The sequence below is a fragment of the Burkholderia sp. Ac-20345 genome, assembly GCF_017104825.1.
GTDB classification, from domain to species: Bacteria; Pseudomonadota; Gammaproteobacteria; order Burkholderiales; family Burkholderiaceae; genus Burkholderia; species Burkholderia lata_B.
Genome location: NZ_JAAGPO010000117.1, coordinates 1 through 15,740 on the forward strand (window position 1 = coordinate 1; position 15,740 = coordinate 15,740).

15 protein-coding genes and 1 tRNA gene are annotated in these 15,740 nt (G+C 67.5%); 8 read left to right on the plus strand and 8 right to left on the minus strand.

Going from position 1 to position 15,740, the window contains the following annotated elements:
- Window positions 1-274 precede the first annotated feature (274 nt).
- The 3 genes from scpB to G3O06_RS31295 all read right to left on the minus strand — a co-directional run bounded on the left by scpB (window position 275) and on the right by G3O06_RS31295 (window position 3,688).
- Entirely contained in the window at window positions 275-1,084 is an 810-nt protein-coding gene (scpB, locus tag G3O06_RS31285) for a methylmalonyl-CoA decarboxylase (RefSeq protein ID WP_205818513.1), read from the minus strand.
- Complete coding sequence (locus tag G3O06_RS31290) at window positions 1,081-2,304, minus strand: CaiB/BaiF CoA-transferase family protein (protein WP_205818514.1); 1,224 nt, start codon at window positions 2,302-2,304, stop codon at window positions 1,081-1,083. Before G3O06_RS31290 ends, scpB begins: the two co-directional genes overlap by 4 nt.
- A 61-nt stretch (window positions 2,305-2,365) precedes the next feature.
- Entirely contained in the window at window positions 2,366-3,688 is a 1,323-nt protein-coding gene (locus tag G3O06_RS31295) for an MFS transporter (protein ID WP_174912905.1), read from the minus strand.
- A 170-nt stretch (window positions 3,689-3,858) separates the two neighbouring features.
- Here G3O06_RS31295 and G3O06_RS31300 point away from each other — a divergent pair, with 170 nt between their 5' ends.
- The 3 genes from G3O06_RS31300 (at window position 3,859) to G3O06_RS31310 (ending at window position 6,012) form a co-directional block, all read left to right on the plus strand.
- Window positions 3,859-4,788, plus strand: coding sequence for a LysR substrate-binding domain-containing protein (locus G3O06_RS31300; RefSeq protein ID WP_205818515.1), 930 nt, complete (start codon window positions 3,859-3,861; stop codon window positions 4,786-4,788).
- Between the two features lie 130 nt (window positions 4,789-4,918).
- Window positions 4,919-5,260: a multidrug efflux SMR transporter gene (locus G3O06_RS31305; RefSeq protein ID WP_205818516.1), complete on the plus strand. Its 342-nt coding sequence runs from the start codon at window positions 4,919-4,921 to the stop codon at window positions 5,258-5,260.
- A 107-nt stretch (window positions 5,261-5,367) separates the two neighbouring features.
- Window positions 5,368-6,012, plus strand: a complete 645-nt coding sequence (locus G3O06_RS31310) for a LysE family transporter (RefSeq protein WP_205818517.1) — start codon at window positions 5,368-5,370, stop codon at window positions 6,010-6,012.
- On the opposite strand, the gene G3O06_RS31315 is transcribed toward G3O06_RS31310, so the two are convergent.
- Window positions 5,998-7,158 (minus strand): enolase C-terminal domain-like protein, encoded by a 1,161-nt coding sequence (locus G3O06_RS31315; RefSeq protein WP_205818518.1) that lies wholly within the window; start codon window positions 7,156-7,158, stop codon window positions 5,998-6,000. The two genes, G3O06_RS31310 and G3O06_RS31315, sit on opposite strands and share 15 nt — an antisense overlap.
- A 509-nt stretch (window positions 7,159-7,667) precedes the next feature.
- On the opposite strand from G3O06_RS31315, the gene gabP reads away from it, so the two are divergent.
- Both gabP and G3O06_RS31325 read left to right on the plus strand, forming a co-directional pair.
- Complete coding sequence (gabP, locus tag G3O06_RS31320; RefSeq protein WP_205818519.1) at window positions 7,668-9,062, plus strand: GABA permease; 1,395 nt, start codon at window positions 7,668-7,670, stop codon at window positions 9,060-9,062.
- Window positions 9,063-9,354: 292 nt separating this feature from the next.
- Entirely contained in the window at window positions 9,355-10,452 is a 1,098-nt protein-coding gene (locus G3O06_RS31325; RefSeq protein ID WP_241020337.1) for a GlxA family transcriptional regulator, read from the plus strand.
- Between the two features lie 120 nt (window positions 10,453-10,572).
- Here G3O06_RS31325 and G3O06_RS31330 read toward each other — a convergent pair whose 3' ends face one another.
- The gene (locus G3O06_RS31330; protein WP_014897840.1) at window positions 10,573-10,917 is read right to left on the minus strand and encodes a cupin domain-containing protein; all 345 of its coding nucleotides are present in this window, start codon (window positions 10,915-10,917) and stop codon (window positions 10,573-10,575) included.
- A 299-nt stretch (window positions 10,918-11,216) separates the two neighbouring features.
- On the opposite strand from G3O06_RS31330, the gene G3O06_RS31335 reads away from it, so the two are divergent.
- Window positions 11,217-11,291: transfer RNA gene (locus G3O06_RS31335), tRNA-Gly, on the plus strand.
- A 134-nt stretch (window positions 11,292-11,425) separates the two neighbouring features.
- Window positions 11,426-12,193: a tRNA (guanosine(46)-N7)-methyltransferase TrmB gene (trmB, locus tag G3O06_RS31340; protein WP_205818520.1), complete on the plus strand. Its 768-nt coding sequence runs from the start codon at window positions 11,426-11,428 to the stop codon at window positions 12,191-12,193.
- A gap of 108 nt (window positions 12,194-12,301) precedes the next feature.
- Here the strand turns inward: trmB and G3O06_RS31345 are convergent, their stop codons facing one another.
- The 3 genes from G3O06_RS31345 to G3O06_RS31355 all read right to left on the minus strand — a co-directional run bounded on the left by G3O06_RS31345 (window position 12,302) and on the right by G3O06_RS31355 (window position 14,118).
- Window positions 12,302-13,132 (minus strand): undecaprenyl-diphosphate phosphatase, encoded by an 831-nt coding sequence (locus G3O06_RS31345; protein WP_174912925.1) that lies wholly within the window; start codon window positions 13,130-13,132, stop codon window positions 12,302-12,304.
- 81 nt (window positions 13,133-13,213) lie between these two features.
- Window positions 13,214-13,795 (minus strand): DUF1439 domain-containing protein, encoded by a 582-nt coding sequence (locus G3O06_RS31350; protein ID WP_011351198.1) that lies wholly within the window; start codon window positions 13,793-13,795, stop codon window positions 13,214-13,216.
- Window positions 13,796-13,812: 17 nt separating this feature from the next.
- Complete coding sequence (locus G3O06_RS31355; protein WP_254609189.1) at window positions 13,813-14,118, minus strand: YkgJ family cysteine cluster protein; 306 nt, start codon at window positions 14,116-14,118, stop codon at window positions 13,813-13,815.
- Window positions 14,119-14,278: 160 nt separating this feature from the next.
- On the opposite strand from G3O06_RS31355, the gene hemN reads away from it, so the two are divergent.
- On the plus strand, window positions 14,279-15,670 hold the full coding sequence (hemN, locus tag G3O06_RS31360; RefSeq protein ID WP_205818521.1) for an oxygen-independent coproporphyrinogen III oxidase: 1,392 nt from the start codon (window positions 14,279-14,281) through the stop codon (window positions 15,668-15,670).
- Window positions 15,671-15,740 lie beyond the last annotated feature (70 nt).

The window sequence follows — 15,740 nt, forward strand, 5'->3', positions numbered from 1 at the left end:
GGCATCCTGCAGTTGCTGCCGGTCGAGCTGATCCTGCAGGTGGGCAGCGGCTCGGGCTTCGCGATGGTGTTCTCGCTGCTGATCGCGGCCGTCACGTGGAACCTCGCGACCTGGTATTTCGGGCTGCGGTGGCGGCTGCGGCTGCGGCTGCGGCTGCGGCTGCGGCTGCGGCTGCGGCTGCGGCTGCGAACAAAGCATCCAATACCCGCGCAACGACGCGAGCACGTCCGCGCGCTTTTCGCCGCCTGTTCGCCCGGCTCGCGCAACCCATCGCCTAGACGCCGCGAAACACCGGCGTGCGCCGCTCCGCGAACGCGCGCAACCCTTCGGCAAAATCCACGCCTTCGCACGCTTGCCGGCGCAGCTCGGCAATCCGTTCGAACGCGTCGGCCGGCAACGGCCGTGCGTCCTGCAGCACGCGCAACTGCTCCTTCACCGCGTGCACCGCGAGCGGCGCCTTCGCGGCGATCGTGCGCGCGACGTCGAGCGCCGCATCGTCGACACCACCCGCGTCGGCCAGCCGGTTCACGAGCCCGTGATGCGCGGCACGCTCCGCATCGAGCGGCTGCGCGCAGAAGAACATCTCCTTCAGCACATGAATCGGCAGGTTGTCGTAGAAACGCAGCAGGCCGCTCGTCGAATACGGCAGGCCGATGTTCGCGGGCGTCATCGCGAAACGCGCGTCGCGCGCCGCGACCACCAGGTCGCAGCTCATCACGAGATCGACCGCCCCGCCCCACGCCGAACCCGACACCGCCGCGATCACCGCGCCCGGATAGGTCCGCACACGCCGCAGCGCCCGTTCGAGCGGCTTGCCATACGCGAGCGGGTCGCGATCGTCGGCCAGTTCGCGCAGGTCGTGCCCCGCGCTCCACACGTCGCCGCTGCCGTCGTTCGACAGGATCACGACGGGCGGCGGACGGTGTTCGGCCAGCGCGTCGAGGCGCGCGACGAGCGCATCGAGCAATGGCGCGTCGAGCGCATGGCGTCGCGCCGGATTCGCGAACCGCACACGTGCGATCCGTTCGCCGACCATGTCGACCGTCACGCGCGACGCGCTGTCGTGTTTCGTCGTGTCGCTCATTGCACGGCCTCCGCCACCGCTTCCGCCTGGAAGATCGCGCGCCCGGCCAGCAGCGCGTCGATCGCGTCGTCGCCGTAGCCCGCTTCGCGCAGCACGTCGACCGTATGCTCGCCCAGCAGCGGCGGCGCATGGCGCGTGCGCGGCGCCGGCATCTCGTCGCCCATCCCGCCGAGCGGCGTGACGACCTGGCGCAGCGTGCCGAGTGTCGGATGCGCGACCGGCTCGACCAGCCCGCAATGCGCGAGCTGCGGATCGTCGAACACTTCGTCGAGCGTGTTGATCGGCCCGGCCGGCAGCCCGGCGTCGACGAAGCGCTGCGTCCATTCGCGCTTGCCGCGCGTGCGCAACCGGCTTTCGAGTAACGCTTTCAGTTCGTCGCGGTGCGCGACGCGTGCGTCGTTGGTCGCGAAGCGCGGATCGTTCGGCAGCTCGGGCAGATCCAGCAACTGGCACAACCGCAGCCACATGTCGGTCGTGATCGGTGCGAGGTTGAGCGGCCCGTCGGCCGTCTCGAACACGCCGTACGGTGCGATCACCGCATGCGCATTGCCGGTGCGGCGCGGCACGTCGCCGAGGCTCAGGTAGCGTTGCCCGTGCACGCTCAGCAGCGAAACAAGGCTTTCGAGCAACGACGTGCCGACATGCTGCCCGCGCCCCGTGCGCTCGCGCTCGTACAGCGCGGCCAGCACGCCGGTCGCGACCCACATCCCCGAGCTGAGATCGCCGATCGCGGTGCCCGTGCGGGTCGGCTCGCCGTCGGGAAAGCCGGTGAGGCTCATCAGCCCCGCATAGCCCTGCGCGATCTGGTCGAAGCCCGGCCAGTCGCGCAACGGGCCGCGCGGGCCGAACGCGGTGACGCTGCCCATCACGAGCCGCGGATCGCGCGCACTCAGCGCGGCATAGCCGAGCCCCATCGCGTCCATCGTGCCCGCCTTGAAATTCTCGATCACGACGTCCGCCTGCGCGATCAGCCGCCGCACGACGTCGAGGCCGGCCGGCTGCCGGAAATCCACGCAGATGCCGCGCTTGTTGCGGTTGCAGGACAGGTAGTACGTGCTCACGCCGCGATCGAACGGCCCCCATGCGCGGCTCATGTCGCCGTGCGGCCCCGACTCGACCTTGATCACGTCGGCGCCGAGATCGGCGAGCACCATCGAGCAGAACGGCCCCGACAGCGCGCGGCTCAGATCGACGACCCTGATTCCTTGTAATGCCTGCATTCCGGACTCCTGATATTGATGACTGGGTGTGTCTTGTTTCCGAACGATCGCGGCGCGCCGCTCATTCGGGCAGCGTCTGGTGGCGCGTTTCGACCGCGAACGGCAGGATCAGGATGCCGAGGCCGAATACGGCCGCGGTCCATGCGACCGGCACGCCGAGCGATCCGTAACCGTGAATCGCGGCGCCGAGCAGGAAGTTCACGCCCGCACCGATGAAGCGGCCGACCGACGCGTTGAACGCGAACGCTGTCGCACGCACGCGCGTCGGGTACTGCTCGGGCAGCCACAGCGAGAAGATCGCGAAATTGCCGCCGAAGAAACCGAGGAACGCAAGCGACACCATGAACGCCGCGAGCCCGTTCGGCTGGTAGAACGCCCAACCGAACGCGAACACGATCGATCCGGCCATGCCCGCGAAATACACGCCGAGCGCCGCGCGCCGGCCGAGCCGTTCGGAGAGCCACGGCGCAACCAGACAACCGGCGATCGTCGCGCACGACAGGATCGCCGCGCCGATCGACGCGAGCCGCATCGCGCCGATGTGGTCGATGCCCGCGCGCGCCGCCAGCGTGCTGACCGCACTCGCCTCGTAGACGGAGCCGGCCCACAGCCCGACGATCGCGACGCCGACGAGGCTCGCGCTCGTCAGCGTGCGGCGCAGGAAGGCCGGCGCGAAGATCTCGCGCAGCGGATGGGCGCGTCGTGCGTCGGCCACGTCGCCGTCGCGTGCGTCATGCCGGCGCCACTGCCCCGGCTCCTTCACGCGCATCACGGTGAACACCGCGAGCAGCGCAGGCGCGAGGCCGCACAGGAACATGGCGCGCCAGCCGTAGGTCGCGCCGATCGTGTAGTTCAGGCACGCCGCGATGAAGAAGCCGAAGTAGTAGCCCGTCTGCAGGTAGCCGGCGCCCATCTTGCGGCGGTCTTCCGGCCAGCTCTCGGCGACGTAGGTGCCCGCGAGCGCCCATTCGCCGCCGACGCCGATCCCGGCGATCAGCCGGCACGCAGCCAGCGCCCACACGTCGTGCACGAACGCGGCCGCGCCGGTGAACACCGAGTAGATCAGGATGCTCGCGGCGAGCGTGCGGACGCGGCCGAAGCGGTCGGCGAGCGGCCCCCAGATGAACGACAGCCCCCAGCCGATCAGGAACAGCGCGAACAAAATCGAGCCGTACATCCCGAGATTCGCGGGCGTCGCCGCGATGCCGGACGCCGGCAGCAGTTCGGTCAGCGCCGGAATCAGCACGAGCGCGTAGATCACCGAATCCACGCCGTCGAGCACCCAGCCCGCATACACGGCCCAGAAGCCCTTGACCTGCTCGCGCGTGAGCGGCGTGCGCCGAGGCTTCGCGCCGGCCGCCGGCGCGTCGATCGCCTTGAACATCTTCGTCTCCTTGCCGGCGGGGCCGGCACTTTTGCCGCGTCCGGTCCGGGATGGCCGGCAGGCTGGCTCTTTTGTGAGACGAGTATAGAAACCTCGGCGATCGCGGAAAAATATGATATTCATCTTGCTCGATCGGATTGGCTTATGGCTCGAATCGGGAGGGGGCGGCGATGGACTTGAGGCAGTTGCGCTATTTCGTGAAGGTCGTCGAATGCGGCAACGTCACGCATGCGAGCGAGGCGCTGCATGTGGCGCAGCCGGCGGTCAGCCAGCAGATGCGCAATCTCGAGCAGGATCTCGGGATGCAGTTGCTCGAACGGAGCGTGCGCGGCGTCGCGCCCACCGCCGCCGGCCGCACGCTGTATCAGCACGCGCTCGAGCTGCTGCGCCAGGCCGACGGCACGCGCGAACTGCTGCGCCGCGATGCCGAGACACCGCAGGGCCGCGTGACGGTCGGGATGCCGTCGAGCACCACGCGCGTGCTGGCCATTCCGCTCGCCCGCGCGGTGCGCGACCGCTTCCCGGGCATCATGCTTGAGCTGATCGAGGCGCCGAGCGCCGATCTCGACACGCTGCTCGAACGCGCGCGGCTCGATCTCGCGATCGTCGTCGATGCGGTCGACACGCGCGGCATCGCGATCCACCGGTTGCTGACGGAAACGCTGTACCTGATCACGTGGCCCGGGTTCCCGGTGCCGGACGATCCCGTGCCGCTCGACGCGATCGCGCGGATGCCGCTCGTGCTGCCGAGCGCGCCGAACACGATCCGCAACCGCGTCGACTGGGCGATGCGCGAGGCCGGGCTGTCGTACGAGATCAGCTTCGAAGCGAGCTCGACCGGGCTGCTGTTCGCGGCCGTGATGGCGCAGCTCGGCGTGACGATCCTGCCGTGGACGGCCGCGCACGTCGAGATCGAGGAGCGCAAGCTCAAGCTGTCGACGGTCGCGCACCGGCTGTTCGCGCGCGACCTGTCGCTGTGCTGGCACGACACGGCGCTCGTCAGCAACGCGGTGCAGAAGGTGAAAGCCGAGATCGTCCGGCTGTTCGACGCGCTCGGGCAGCGGCCCGAGTGGGCGGCCGGCCAGGCCGACGGTGCGTGACCGGGGCACCGCGTGCGTTGTGCCTTGTGCTGCAACGGCGCGCGGACTAAGCTCCGTTCATCCTGGGTACCGCTGACGCCTCCACTTCTCCTCGCCGCTCGGTATAAGCGTCGGAGGAAGGAGGCCGTTCGTGTCCCCGCTCCAGTCTGCCTGGCTTCTGCTGGGCGTCAGTGTCCTCGCCGAAGTGCTCGGCTCCGTCGGACTGAAATACTCCGCCGGCTTTTCCCGCCCGCTCCCGTCCGCGCTTACCGTCGTCTGTTATGCCTGCGCTGTCTGGCTGATGGCGCTCGCGACGAAGCGGCTCGAAATGGGGCTCGCGTATGCAAGCTGGGCCGCCGCCAGCACCGCGGCCACGGCCGTGATCGGCATCGTCTGCTTCGATGAATCGGTGTCGCCACTGAAACTTGCCGGCATCGGGCTGACCGTCTGCGCGCTCGTCGCGCTCAACCTCGGCGAGGCGTCCGCTCACTGATCGGCGTCGGGCGCCGGGCGGGGCATTGACAATGCCCTCGTGCGCCCCTTAACGTTTCGTTCATCGTAACCATCACCGGTTCAGCTTAAGAGGTTGTCGGCCCGCTCGTGCTCGACACCTCTGCCTTCGTCGAAGGCCTGCTGCTTGGCGCCGGACTGTTCACGTCCGTCGGCCCCAAGGACGCCTTCGTCATCAAGCGCTCGATCTCGAGCCCCCATCTGCTTTCCATCGCCCTCGTCTGTGCGGGCAGCGACGCGCTGCTGATCGCGCTCGGCGCGCACGGGTTGTCGTCGTTGCTGTCGCGACATCCCGGCGTGGTGTCGGCCGCGCTGTGGGCCGGTATCGCGTATCTCGCCGGCTATGGCCTGCTCGCGCTGCGCTCGGCGATCCGGCGACGACAGCCGGAGCACGTCGACGGCCCACGCACGGGCAGCGAACCCACGCATGCGCGCACGGTGCTCGCGACCGCCGCCGTCTCGCTGCTCAACCCGTATGCGTGGATCGACACCGTGCTGCTACTCGGCACCGTGATCGTGAGCCACACTCCCGCCGCACGTGCGCCGTTTGCGATCGGCGCAATGACGGCGTCGCTCGCGTGGTTCCTGATGCTCGCCTATGGCGCACACGCGTGCCGCGCATGGTTTGCCCGTACGCTCGCATGGCGCGTGCTCGATTTTTTTGTCGCGGCGATGATGCTCGGCTTCGCGGTGCGTTTCGCGATCGACGCGCTTCAGGCGTCAGCGGCTCGATAACGTGCGAAACACGTCGTGCGCACCGGCATGCAGCTCGAAGCCGATGCCCGGTGCCTGCGGTACGCGTGCATATCCGGCGTCGACGCTTGCGCCATCGGCCAGTCCGCTGAACGGATGGAACGCGAACGGACTGACTTCCGCACCGCCGAGCCCGAGCGCCGCGACGACGTGCAGCGAGAACAGGTGGCCGCCGTGCGGCCAGAATGCGTCGCGCCGCCAGCCGCGCGACGCGAAGTGCTCGACGATCTGCAGATAGCCCGGCAGCCCGTAGCAATGCACGGGATCGAACACGAGCACGTCGCGCTCGGGGCGCAACCCGCCGTAGCGGTCGAGCAGCTTCGCTTCCGCGAGCGAGAACAGCGCCTCGCCGGCCGCGATCGGCGGTGCGTAACGCGTGGCGAGATCCGCCTGGAGCGGCAGGTCGAGCGGATCGCAGATGTCCTCGAACCACCAGAGGTCAAACGGCGCGAGCATCGCGGCGGCGGCGTCAACGGTCGTCGCGTCGTATGTGTTCATCGCGTCGACCGCGAGATGCGAACTGTCCGCCAATTGCGCGGCGGCAGCTTCGATGCGCCTGCGGTCCTGATCGAGATCCGCCCCGCCGATCTTGATCTTCGCGTGCGTATAGCCGAGATCGGTGATCCGGCGCATCTCGTCCGACAGGCGCGCGAGATCGTCATGCGGATAGCGGTAGCCGCCGCCTGCATACACGCGCACGCGTGGTGCGGCCGTGCGTTCAAGCCGGTCGGCAAGAAAGCGATACAGTGACAGGCCGGCGATTTTCGCGGCGGCATCCCAGATCGCCATGTCGAGCGTGCCGACCGCGACGCATCGTTCGCCGTGCCCGCCCGGCTTTTCACCGGCCATCATCGCGCGCCATGCGCGGAACGGATCGAGGTTCGTGCCGGCTTCGTCGGCAAGCGTATCGGCAGCAGCGAGCAGGCGCGGCGCGAACCGTTCGCGAATCAGACCACCCTGCGCGAAACGTCCGACCGACGCGTAGCCATAGCCCGTCACCGGGCGGCCATCGCGCACGACATCGGTGACGACCGCGACAACGCTCGTCGTCAGGCCGCCGGACAGGATCGCCGGATCGGCATAGCGGGACACGGGAATCGCTTGTTCGTGAATCGCGGTGATGCGCATGGTCGGGGTTCCGGGAAAACGTTCGGTGGTCGCGGGTGATGCACGCGTGGCGGCCGGCGCGACTGGCGGATCGCTGCATATTAGGTGCTTGCGCGTTGTCTTGCAGACCTGCGACCGTCAAGTCCCCCGATCGGCAGCGTCCAAATCGCGCCGCACCGCATCGGCGCACGGTCACCTTCTCCGTCACGCGTTACACGCATACCTCCATGTCATCCACGCCCGATATCTGCAGCGCTTGCCGATATCCGATCGCGCCCCGCAATCCGCGTTTGCCCCGTCGCATCGCCGCTTCGATCGGCATCACCCGCGAAAAATGTCGCTGCCGGTTAACCGCGCGTCGCATTTGTTATGGGTTGCGGTCGGATATTTTCTAGATCGCGCGGTTTTGTGCCGAGAAGATACATGTCGCCAGGCAGGCCAACGCATGCCGAAGCACCGCGATGGCTGCCTGCAACGCGCAGTTCATTGAACAACAAGCCAGACACTGGATACAGGGATTGGAGGACGACATGAAGGGTAGTCATACGGGCCTGGCGACAGGCCTGAAGCAACGCCACGTCACGATGCTGTCGATCGCGGGCGTGATCGGCGCGGGCCTGTTCGTCGGCTCCGGCCACGCGATCGCGGCAGCAGGGCCGGCGGCGTTGATCGCCTATGCGCTGACGGGTGCGCTCGTCGTCCTCGTGATGCGCATGCTCGGCGAAATGGCGGTCGCCCATCCGGACAGCGGCTCGTTCTCCACCTATGCCGATCGCGCGATCGGCCATTGGGCCGGCTTCACGATCGGCTGGCTGTACTGGTGGTTCTGGGTGCTCGTGATCCCGATCGAAGCGACCGCGGCGGCCACCATCCTCAACGCGTGGTTCCCGGGCATCGCGACCTGGATTTTCGCGCTCGGCGTCACGCTGCTGCTGACGGTGACCAACCTCTTCTCCGTCAAGAACTACGGCGAATTCGAGTTCTGGTTCGCGTTGATCAAGGTCGTCGCGATCGCCGTGTTCATCGCGATCGGCGGTGCGGCCGTGTTCGGGCTGCTGCCGGGCGGCCACGCGTCGGGCTTCTCGAACCTGGTCGCGCACGGCGGGTTCATGCCGAACGGGATCGGCGCGGTGTTCGCCGGCATGCTGATGACGATGTTCTCGTTCGTCGGCACCGAGATCGTGACGATCGCCGCGGCCGAATCCGAGCATCCGGAGCGGCAGATCGTGCGCGCGACGAATTCGGTGATCTGGCGCATCTCGCTGTTCTATCTCGGCTCGATCCTGTTCGTCACCGCGATCGTGCCGTGGAACGACCCGCTGCTGCCGGCGCACGGCTCGTACCAGCGCGTGATGGAACTGCTCGGCGTCCCGCATGCGAAGGCGATCATCGACGTGATCGTGCTCGTGTCGGTCGCGAGCTGCCTGAACTCGGCGCTGTACACGGCATCGCGGATGCTGTTCTCGCTCGCGAAGCGCAACGACGCACCGGCGTTCCTGCAGCGTACCGATTCGACCGGCACGCCACGCGCGGCCGTGCTCGCGTCGACCGCGTTCGGCTTCCTGACCGTGATCGCGAACTACGTGGTGCCGGAACAGGTGTTCAACGTGCTGATTGCGACGTCCGGTGCGATCGCACTGCTCGTGTACCTGGTGATCGCGGTGTCGCAACTGCGGATGCGCCGCATGCTCGACGTGAGCGGTTCGACGCTGACGCTGCGGATGTGGATGTTCCCGTGGCTCACGTGGGCGGTCATCGTGTTCATCTGCGGGACGCTCGTCACGATGCTGTTCCTCGACGGCCACCGGATGGAAGTCGCGGCGACCGGCGTGCTTGCCGCGCTCGTGCTGCTCGCGGCGCGCATCAACCAGCGCAGCCGCGATGCGCAGTCGAGCCTCGGCCGCCGCGGCGCATCGTCGGCCTGAAGACGAATCGCCGCGCGCTGGCAGGCGCACGGTTGCCGCTGCCGGCGAGTCGATCGGGTCAAGCTTCGCGTACTACGAATGCCTCACGCGTTTCGCCGACGCCTGCCGTGCAACAGCGATGTTTCCGGCGCGGCCCGGACGGTGATGTCCGGGCCACGCCGTTCACGACATCCGTCTGCACGGCAACCCGGGGCTGCGGCTCACATTGGCCGGCCGGTGCGATTCGCCAAGGATCGCGCCGGCCTTCGTTGTTTCGCATCTGCGCGAGCAGTTGCCTTATCCGCGCATCATCATGAGTCATGCAGCACCTGTCGCAAGCCCGCCGGAACCCGACACGCCGGCACGTATCCGGTTCGGCTTCGTCCTGTTGCCGAATTTCACACTGACGGCGTTCTCGGGCATGGTCGACGTGTTGCGGCTCGCGGCCGACGAGGGCGACAACAGCCGGCCGGTCAGGTTGTCGTGGACGATCCTCGGCGACATGGCCTCCCCCGTTCGCGCAAGCTGCGGGATCCAGGTCCCGGCGTGGGAGTCGTTGAATGCGCGTCAGGAATACGACTACGTGGTCGTGGTGGGCGGGCTCCTGCATGTCCGCTCGGAACCCGACGCCGCCACGCTGGAATTCATTCGCGCGGCCGCCTCGGCCGGCGCGATGCTGGTCGGCATCTGCACGGGTGCGTTCGCGCTGGCACGTGCGGGCGTGATGGCCGGACACCGGATCTGCATCAGCTGGTTTCACTACTGGGACTTCATCGAGCGGTTTCCGTCCGTCGATGCGAAGCTCGTGGTGTCCGATCGCCTCTACGTGCTGGATGGACGGCGCGTGACCTGCTCCGGCGGGCGCGCGTCGATCGACGTCGCGGCCGCGATCCTGGTGCGGCACATCGAGCCGTCGATCGTCTACAAGGCGCTCCGGATCCTGCTGGTAGACGGGCGCGAAACGGTCAGCGCGCCGCAGCCGCATCCGCCTGGCGTCGCGCCCAACGCGCATCCGAAGGTCAAGCGCGCGATCCTGCTGATGGAACAACACATCAGCCACTCGATTACGATCGACGAGCTGGCGCGCCGGCTGGACGTTTCATCGAGACAGCTGGAACGGCTGTTCAGGGAAGCGACCGGTGGCGGGCCGGCCGCCTGCTACCGGGCGATCCGGATTCGCACGGCCGCATGGATGCTGATGCATCTGGACAAGAACATTTCCGAAATCGCGGCAGCCTGCGGATTTGCCGATGCGTCGCATCTCGGGCGCGAGTTCCGGCGCGCGTACGGGATGTCGCCGAGCGCCTATCGTGAACGGCAAGCACCCGGCGCGATCGGCGGGATGGCGGAGCCGGCCGAACGTGCGACCACGCTCGGCGAGCTGTTTCCGAACCGGAACGAATTCTATTGAGCCGGAATCCCTCGCGGGTCATCCCGGCGGCAATCCCTGCTCGCGGGTATCGGCTGAAGGGTGCGGCTCAATGCGTCGGCACGACCGGCGCGTTGGCGCAGGCCGAACCGATCAACTCGCTCAGGCGAACACGAAGTACTTGCGCACCGTTTCCACCACTTCCCACGTCCCTTTCATGCCGGGTTCGATCACGAACACGTCGCCGGCTTTCAGGTGCACCGCCTCCTCGCCTTCCGGCGTGATGATGCAGTAGCCGTCGAGGAAGTGGCAGTACTCCCATTTCTCGTAGTTCACCTCGAATTTGCCCGGCGTGCAGATCCAGGTGCCCATGATCTTGCTGCCGTCCTTCGAGAGGTAGGCGTTCAGGTTCACGGTGTGCGGGTCGCCGCCGATGCGCTTCCACTTGGTCGCATCGAGGACGGGGGTCGGGCAGGTTTTACGCAGAACGGTGATGAAATCGGACATGTCGGCTCCAGACTAACGATCGTATAAGAGGCCTGTCACGTTAGTTCGAAAGCGTCGGCGGGGCTTGCATGCTTCCGACACTGACTCGTCTATTTTCGACACCGGCTTGCGGGCGGGCGCGCCGCCGGTTCGTCTGGTTCCGCGTTGCGCCGATGGGTCACTTCCGGCCGAACCCTTTTAGACGACCATTCCCGGCAGCGCCACCGCACCTCCCTCGCGTCGTGCCGGCCTCGAAGTCAGCGGGGCCAAAACAGCCCACTTGCCACATCTCGGCCAAACCCTGTAGAATTGCGCGTTCTGCGGGCGTCGTATAATGGCCATTACCTCAGCTTCCCAAGCTGATGACGTGGGTTCGATTCCCATCGCCCGCTCCACTTTCCGGCTGCATCGCAGCCTGCGCATAAGCCGCCTCGTCGAAGGCGGCTTTTTTGTACCATGTGCCGGTTCCCCCGGCGCACTGCTGCGCGCAACGGGCCCTCGCCCGCAACCGAGCCTTTCTCTGTCACCGATGATGCACGACGATCCGAACGAAGCCGGCCTGCCGCCGCACGACGACGCCATTCCCGACGAAGCCGCCGAAGGCGCTGACGCAGTCAATCCGCTGCACCACCGCCGCATCCGCAGCTTCGTGACGCGCGCCGGCCGCGTGTCGACCGGCCAGCGCCGTGCGATGGACGAACTCGGCCCGCGCTTCGTGGTGCCGTATGCGCCGGAGCTGCCCGACTGGAACGCAGTGTTCGGCCGCAGCGCACCGCGCATCCTCGAGATCGGCTTCGGCATGGGTGCATCGACCGCGGAAATCGCCGCGAACCGCCCCGGCGACGACTTCCTCGGCGTCGAGGTGCACGAGCCGGGAGTCGGCGCGCTGCTGAAGCTGATCGGCGAGCAGGATCTGTCGAACATCCGCATCATCCAGCACGACGCGGTCGAGGTGATCGAGCACATGCTCGCGCCGGAAAGCCTCGACGGCGTGCACATCTTCTTCCCCGACCCGTGGCACAAGGCGCGCCACCACAAGCGCCGGCTGATCCAGCCGCCGCTCGTAGCGCATCTCGCGTCGCGCCTGAAGCCGGGCGCGTACATTCACTGCGCGACCGACTGGCAGAACTACGCGGAACAGATGCTCGAAGTGCTCGGCGCGGAGCCGACGCTCGAAAACACGGCCGCCGACTACGCACCGCGCCCCGACTACCGCCCGGTGACGAAGTTCGAACGGCGCGGGCTGCGGCTCGGCCACGGCGTGTGGGACCTGGTGTTCCGCAAGCGCGCAGGCTGAACCCTCTCGCGGCGGCACACGCCGCCCCGCTCAGGACAAGAAAAAGCCCGACCGGCCTCTGCCGATCGGGCTTTTTTCATGCGAGGCGGGCCGGCCCTCGTGTTCGCGTCACGCCCAGTTCAGCCAACCGCTATACCCGACCAGCAAAACGAACAGCCCGAACGCGATCCGGTACCACGCAAACACCGTGAAATCGTGCGTCGCGACATAGCGCAGCAGCCAGCGCACGCACACGAACGCGCTGACGAACGCCGCGACGAGGCCGAGCGCGAACAGGCCGAGCGAATCGACGGTGAACGCCTGCCAGTCCTTGACGGTTTCATAGAGCGTCGCGCCGAAGATGATCGGGATCGCGAGGAAGAACGAGAATTCGGTGGCGACGCGCCGGTCGAGGCCGAACAGCATCCCGCCGATGATCGTCGACCCCGAGCGCGACATGCCGGGAATCAGCGCAAAACACTGCGCGATGCCGACCTTCAGCGCATCGAGCGGTGTCAGCGCATCGACCGATACCACGCGCGGCGGCTCGCGGCGCTCGCGCTGCCGCGCCTCGGCCCACAGGATGATCGCGCCGCCCACGACGAGCGCAAACGCGACGGGGACCGGCGAGAACAGCACGGCCTTGATCTTCTTCTCGAGCAGCAGGCCGAGCGCGATCGCGGGAATCGTCGCGATCACGACGTTCAGCGTGAAGCGCCGCGCATCGGGCCGGCTTGGCAGCCCGGACACGATCGATGCGATCCGTTGCCGGTATTCCCAGCAGACCGCGAGGATCGCACCGAACTGGATCACGACGTCGAACGTCTTCGCGTGCGAATCGTTGAAATTCAGGAAGCTGCCCGCGACGATCAGGTGACCGGTGCTCGACACCGGCAGGAATTCCGTCAGCCCCTCGACGACGCCGAGGATCAAAGCCTTGCAGATCAGGATCCAGTCCATCCGTGGCCCAACTCCGAAATGGTCGAATGAATGGGCCACTCTTCCGCGCGCGGCCCCCCTCCGGCCGAGTGCGGTTCGCCGTCACTTTTCGACGATCGCCACACGTATGCCGTTTGTAAGAATCGTAATTGTACCGGGTTCGTAGTTCACCCCGGCAAATTGCAGTTGTTCGGGCTTGAACGTGTAGATCGGATAGTTGGTCAGCAACTGCGTCGCGAGCAGGCCGGCGGCCGCGCCGACCTGTTGCGCGTACATCTGCGCGTCGCCGTCGAGCGCGAGGCTGTCGACGGCCGGCGACTTCAGCACGACCGAGCGGCTCGGCGCGTCGTACGCGAGCTGGCCCGACACGGTGAACTTGCCGCTGACCGGCGCACGCAGGAACGGGCTCACGAAATGCGCGTCGAGCTGCACGGCCACGCGGTTCTGGTCGGGCAGCAGGTTGACGGCCGGGTTCGCGAGCGACACGTCGACGACCTGCGCGACCGTCTTCTGGTACGGGAACTTGCGCGCGACGGCTTTCTGCACGTCACCGCGCGAGAACGTGTAGTGATCGGGGATGAACGGGAACGTCGACGCGCACGCGGCGAGCGAGAGCGTCACGCCGATGGCGCCGACGGTTGCGGCAAGAAAACGGCGCCGGCCGGGCGCGCAAGGTGCGGTCATGCTGAACACTCTCCTGGTTACGACGGCCGCGTCGCGGCCTCGAGACGCGTGAGCCATGCGAGCGCATCGTCACGCGACGCGCCGCACATGTCCGCGGCCGGCTGCAGCCCGGAGCAGCACGCGGGACGCTCGGGGCGGCCGAAGATCCGGCAGCGCAGGTCGTCGCCGAGCTGCACGCAGCGCACACCGGCCGGCTTGCCGTCGGGCATGCCCGGAATCGGGCTGGAAATCGACGGCGCGATGCAGCACGCGCCGCAGCCCTCGCGACACGCATGCGGCGGCGGGACGGCTGACGCCGGGCGGACAGGCAATTCGACGGACACTCGGCTCTCTCGAACGAACAACAAAAAACGGTGCGGCAACCGGACGCGGTGCCGGCAGCCCCACCCCGCATTGTGCCATCCCCGGCTGCGACGTTATTACACAATGCAGCCGAATCGCGCGTTTATATACTCGAAAGCATCTAAAAAGCGCGAGACCATCATGCGTTCCGGTTCTGCCGACTCATTGTTCCGTCCCGATTTGCTCGCGAAGTACGGCGCGAACGGGCCGCGCTATACGTCGTACCCCACTGCGCTGCAGTTCCGCGACGATTTCGACCCGGCCGACTATGTGCACGCGGCGAGCGACCCCGGCGCGTCGTCGAGCGAGCTGTCGCTGTACTTCCACATCCCGTTCTGCAACACCGCGTGCTTCTACTGCGGCTGCAACAAGATCGCGACCAACAACCGCCGCCGCGCGCGTCCGTATCTCGACCAGCTCAAGCGCGAGATGGCGCTGCAGGCCGCGCTGTTCGATCCGGCGCGCCCGGTCACGCAGCTGCACTGGGGCGGCGGCACGCCCACCTTCCTGTCCAACGACGAAACGGCCGAGCTGATGGCGGCTACGCGCGAGCACTTCGCGCTCGCGCCGGACGCCGACGCCGAATTCTCGATCGAGATCGATCCGCGCACGGTCACGCCCGCGACGCTCGTCCACCTGCGCACCATCGGCTTCAACCGGCTGAGCCTCGGCGTGCAGGATTTCGATCCGGTCGTGCAGCAGGCGATCAACCGGATCCAGCCGCTCGCGATGACGGCCGACCTGCTCTCCGCCGCGCGCACGACGGGCTTTCATTCGGTGAGTGTCGACCTGATCTACGGGCTGCCGCACCAGACCGTCTCCGTCTTCGCGCGCACGCTGGAAACGATCATCGAACTCGCGCCCGACCGGCTGTCGGTGTTCGGCTACGCGCACATGCCGCACCTGTTCAAGATGCAGCGTCAGATCGACGACGCGACGCTGCCGCCGCCGGAAACGCGCATCGCGCTGCTCGGCCTCGCGATCGACATGCTGACGTCGGCCGGCTACGTGTACATCGGGATGGACCACTTCGCGCGGCCGTCCGACGAACTCGTGCGCGCGCAGAAGAACGGCACGCTGCAGCGCAATTTCCAGGGCTACAGCACGCGCGCGGATACCGACCTCGTCGGGTTCGGCGTGTCGTCGATCGGCAAGGTCGGCGACGTCTACGCGCAGAACGCGAAGGACCTGCCCGCCTACGGCGCCGCGCTCGACGCGGGCCGGCTGCCGATCGCACGCGGCGTGCGGCTCACGCCCGACGACCGGCTGCGCCGCGACGTGATCACGCAACTGATGTGCAACCTCGAACTGCCGTTCTCGCATGTCGAGGCCGCCCACGGCATCCGCTTCGCCGATCATTTCGCGCGCGAACTCGACGCGCTGCGCCCGTTCGAGCGCGACGGGCTGCTGTCGATCGCGGCCGACCGCCTGACGATCCACCCGGCCGGCCGGATGGTCGTGCGCAACATCGCGATGGCGTTCGACGCGTATCTCGGCCAGACGCAGCAGCAGCGCTACTCGCGCACGGTCTGAGCCCGACGTGCCCGGCCGGCCACGCGCGGGCGGCCGGTTTGATACAGTGTGGGGCTTACGCCCCGCCAGA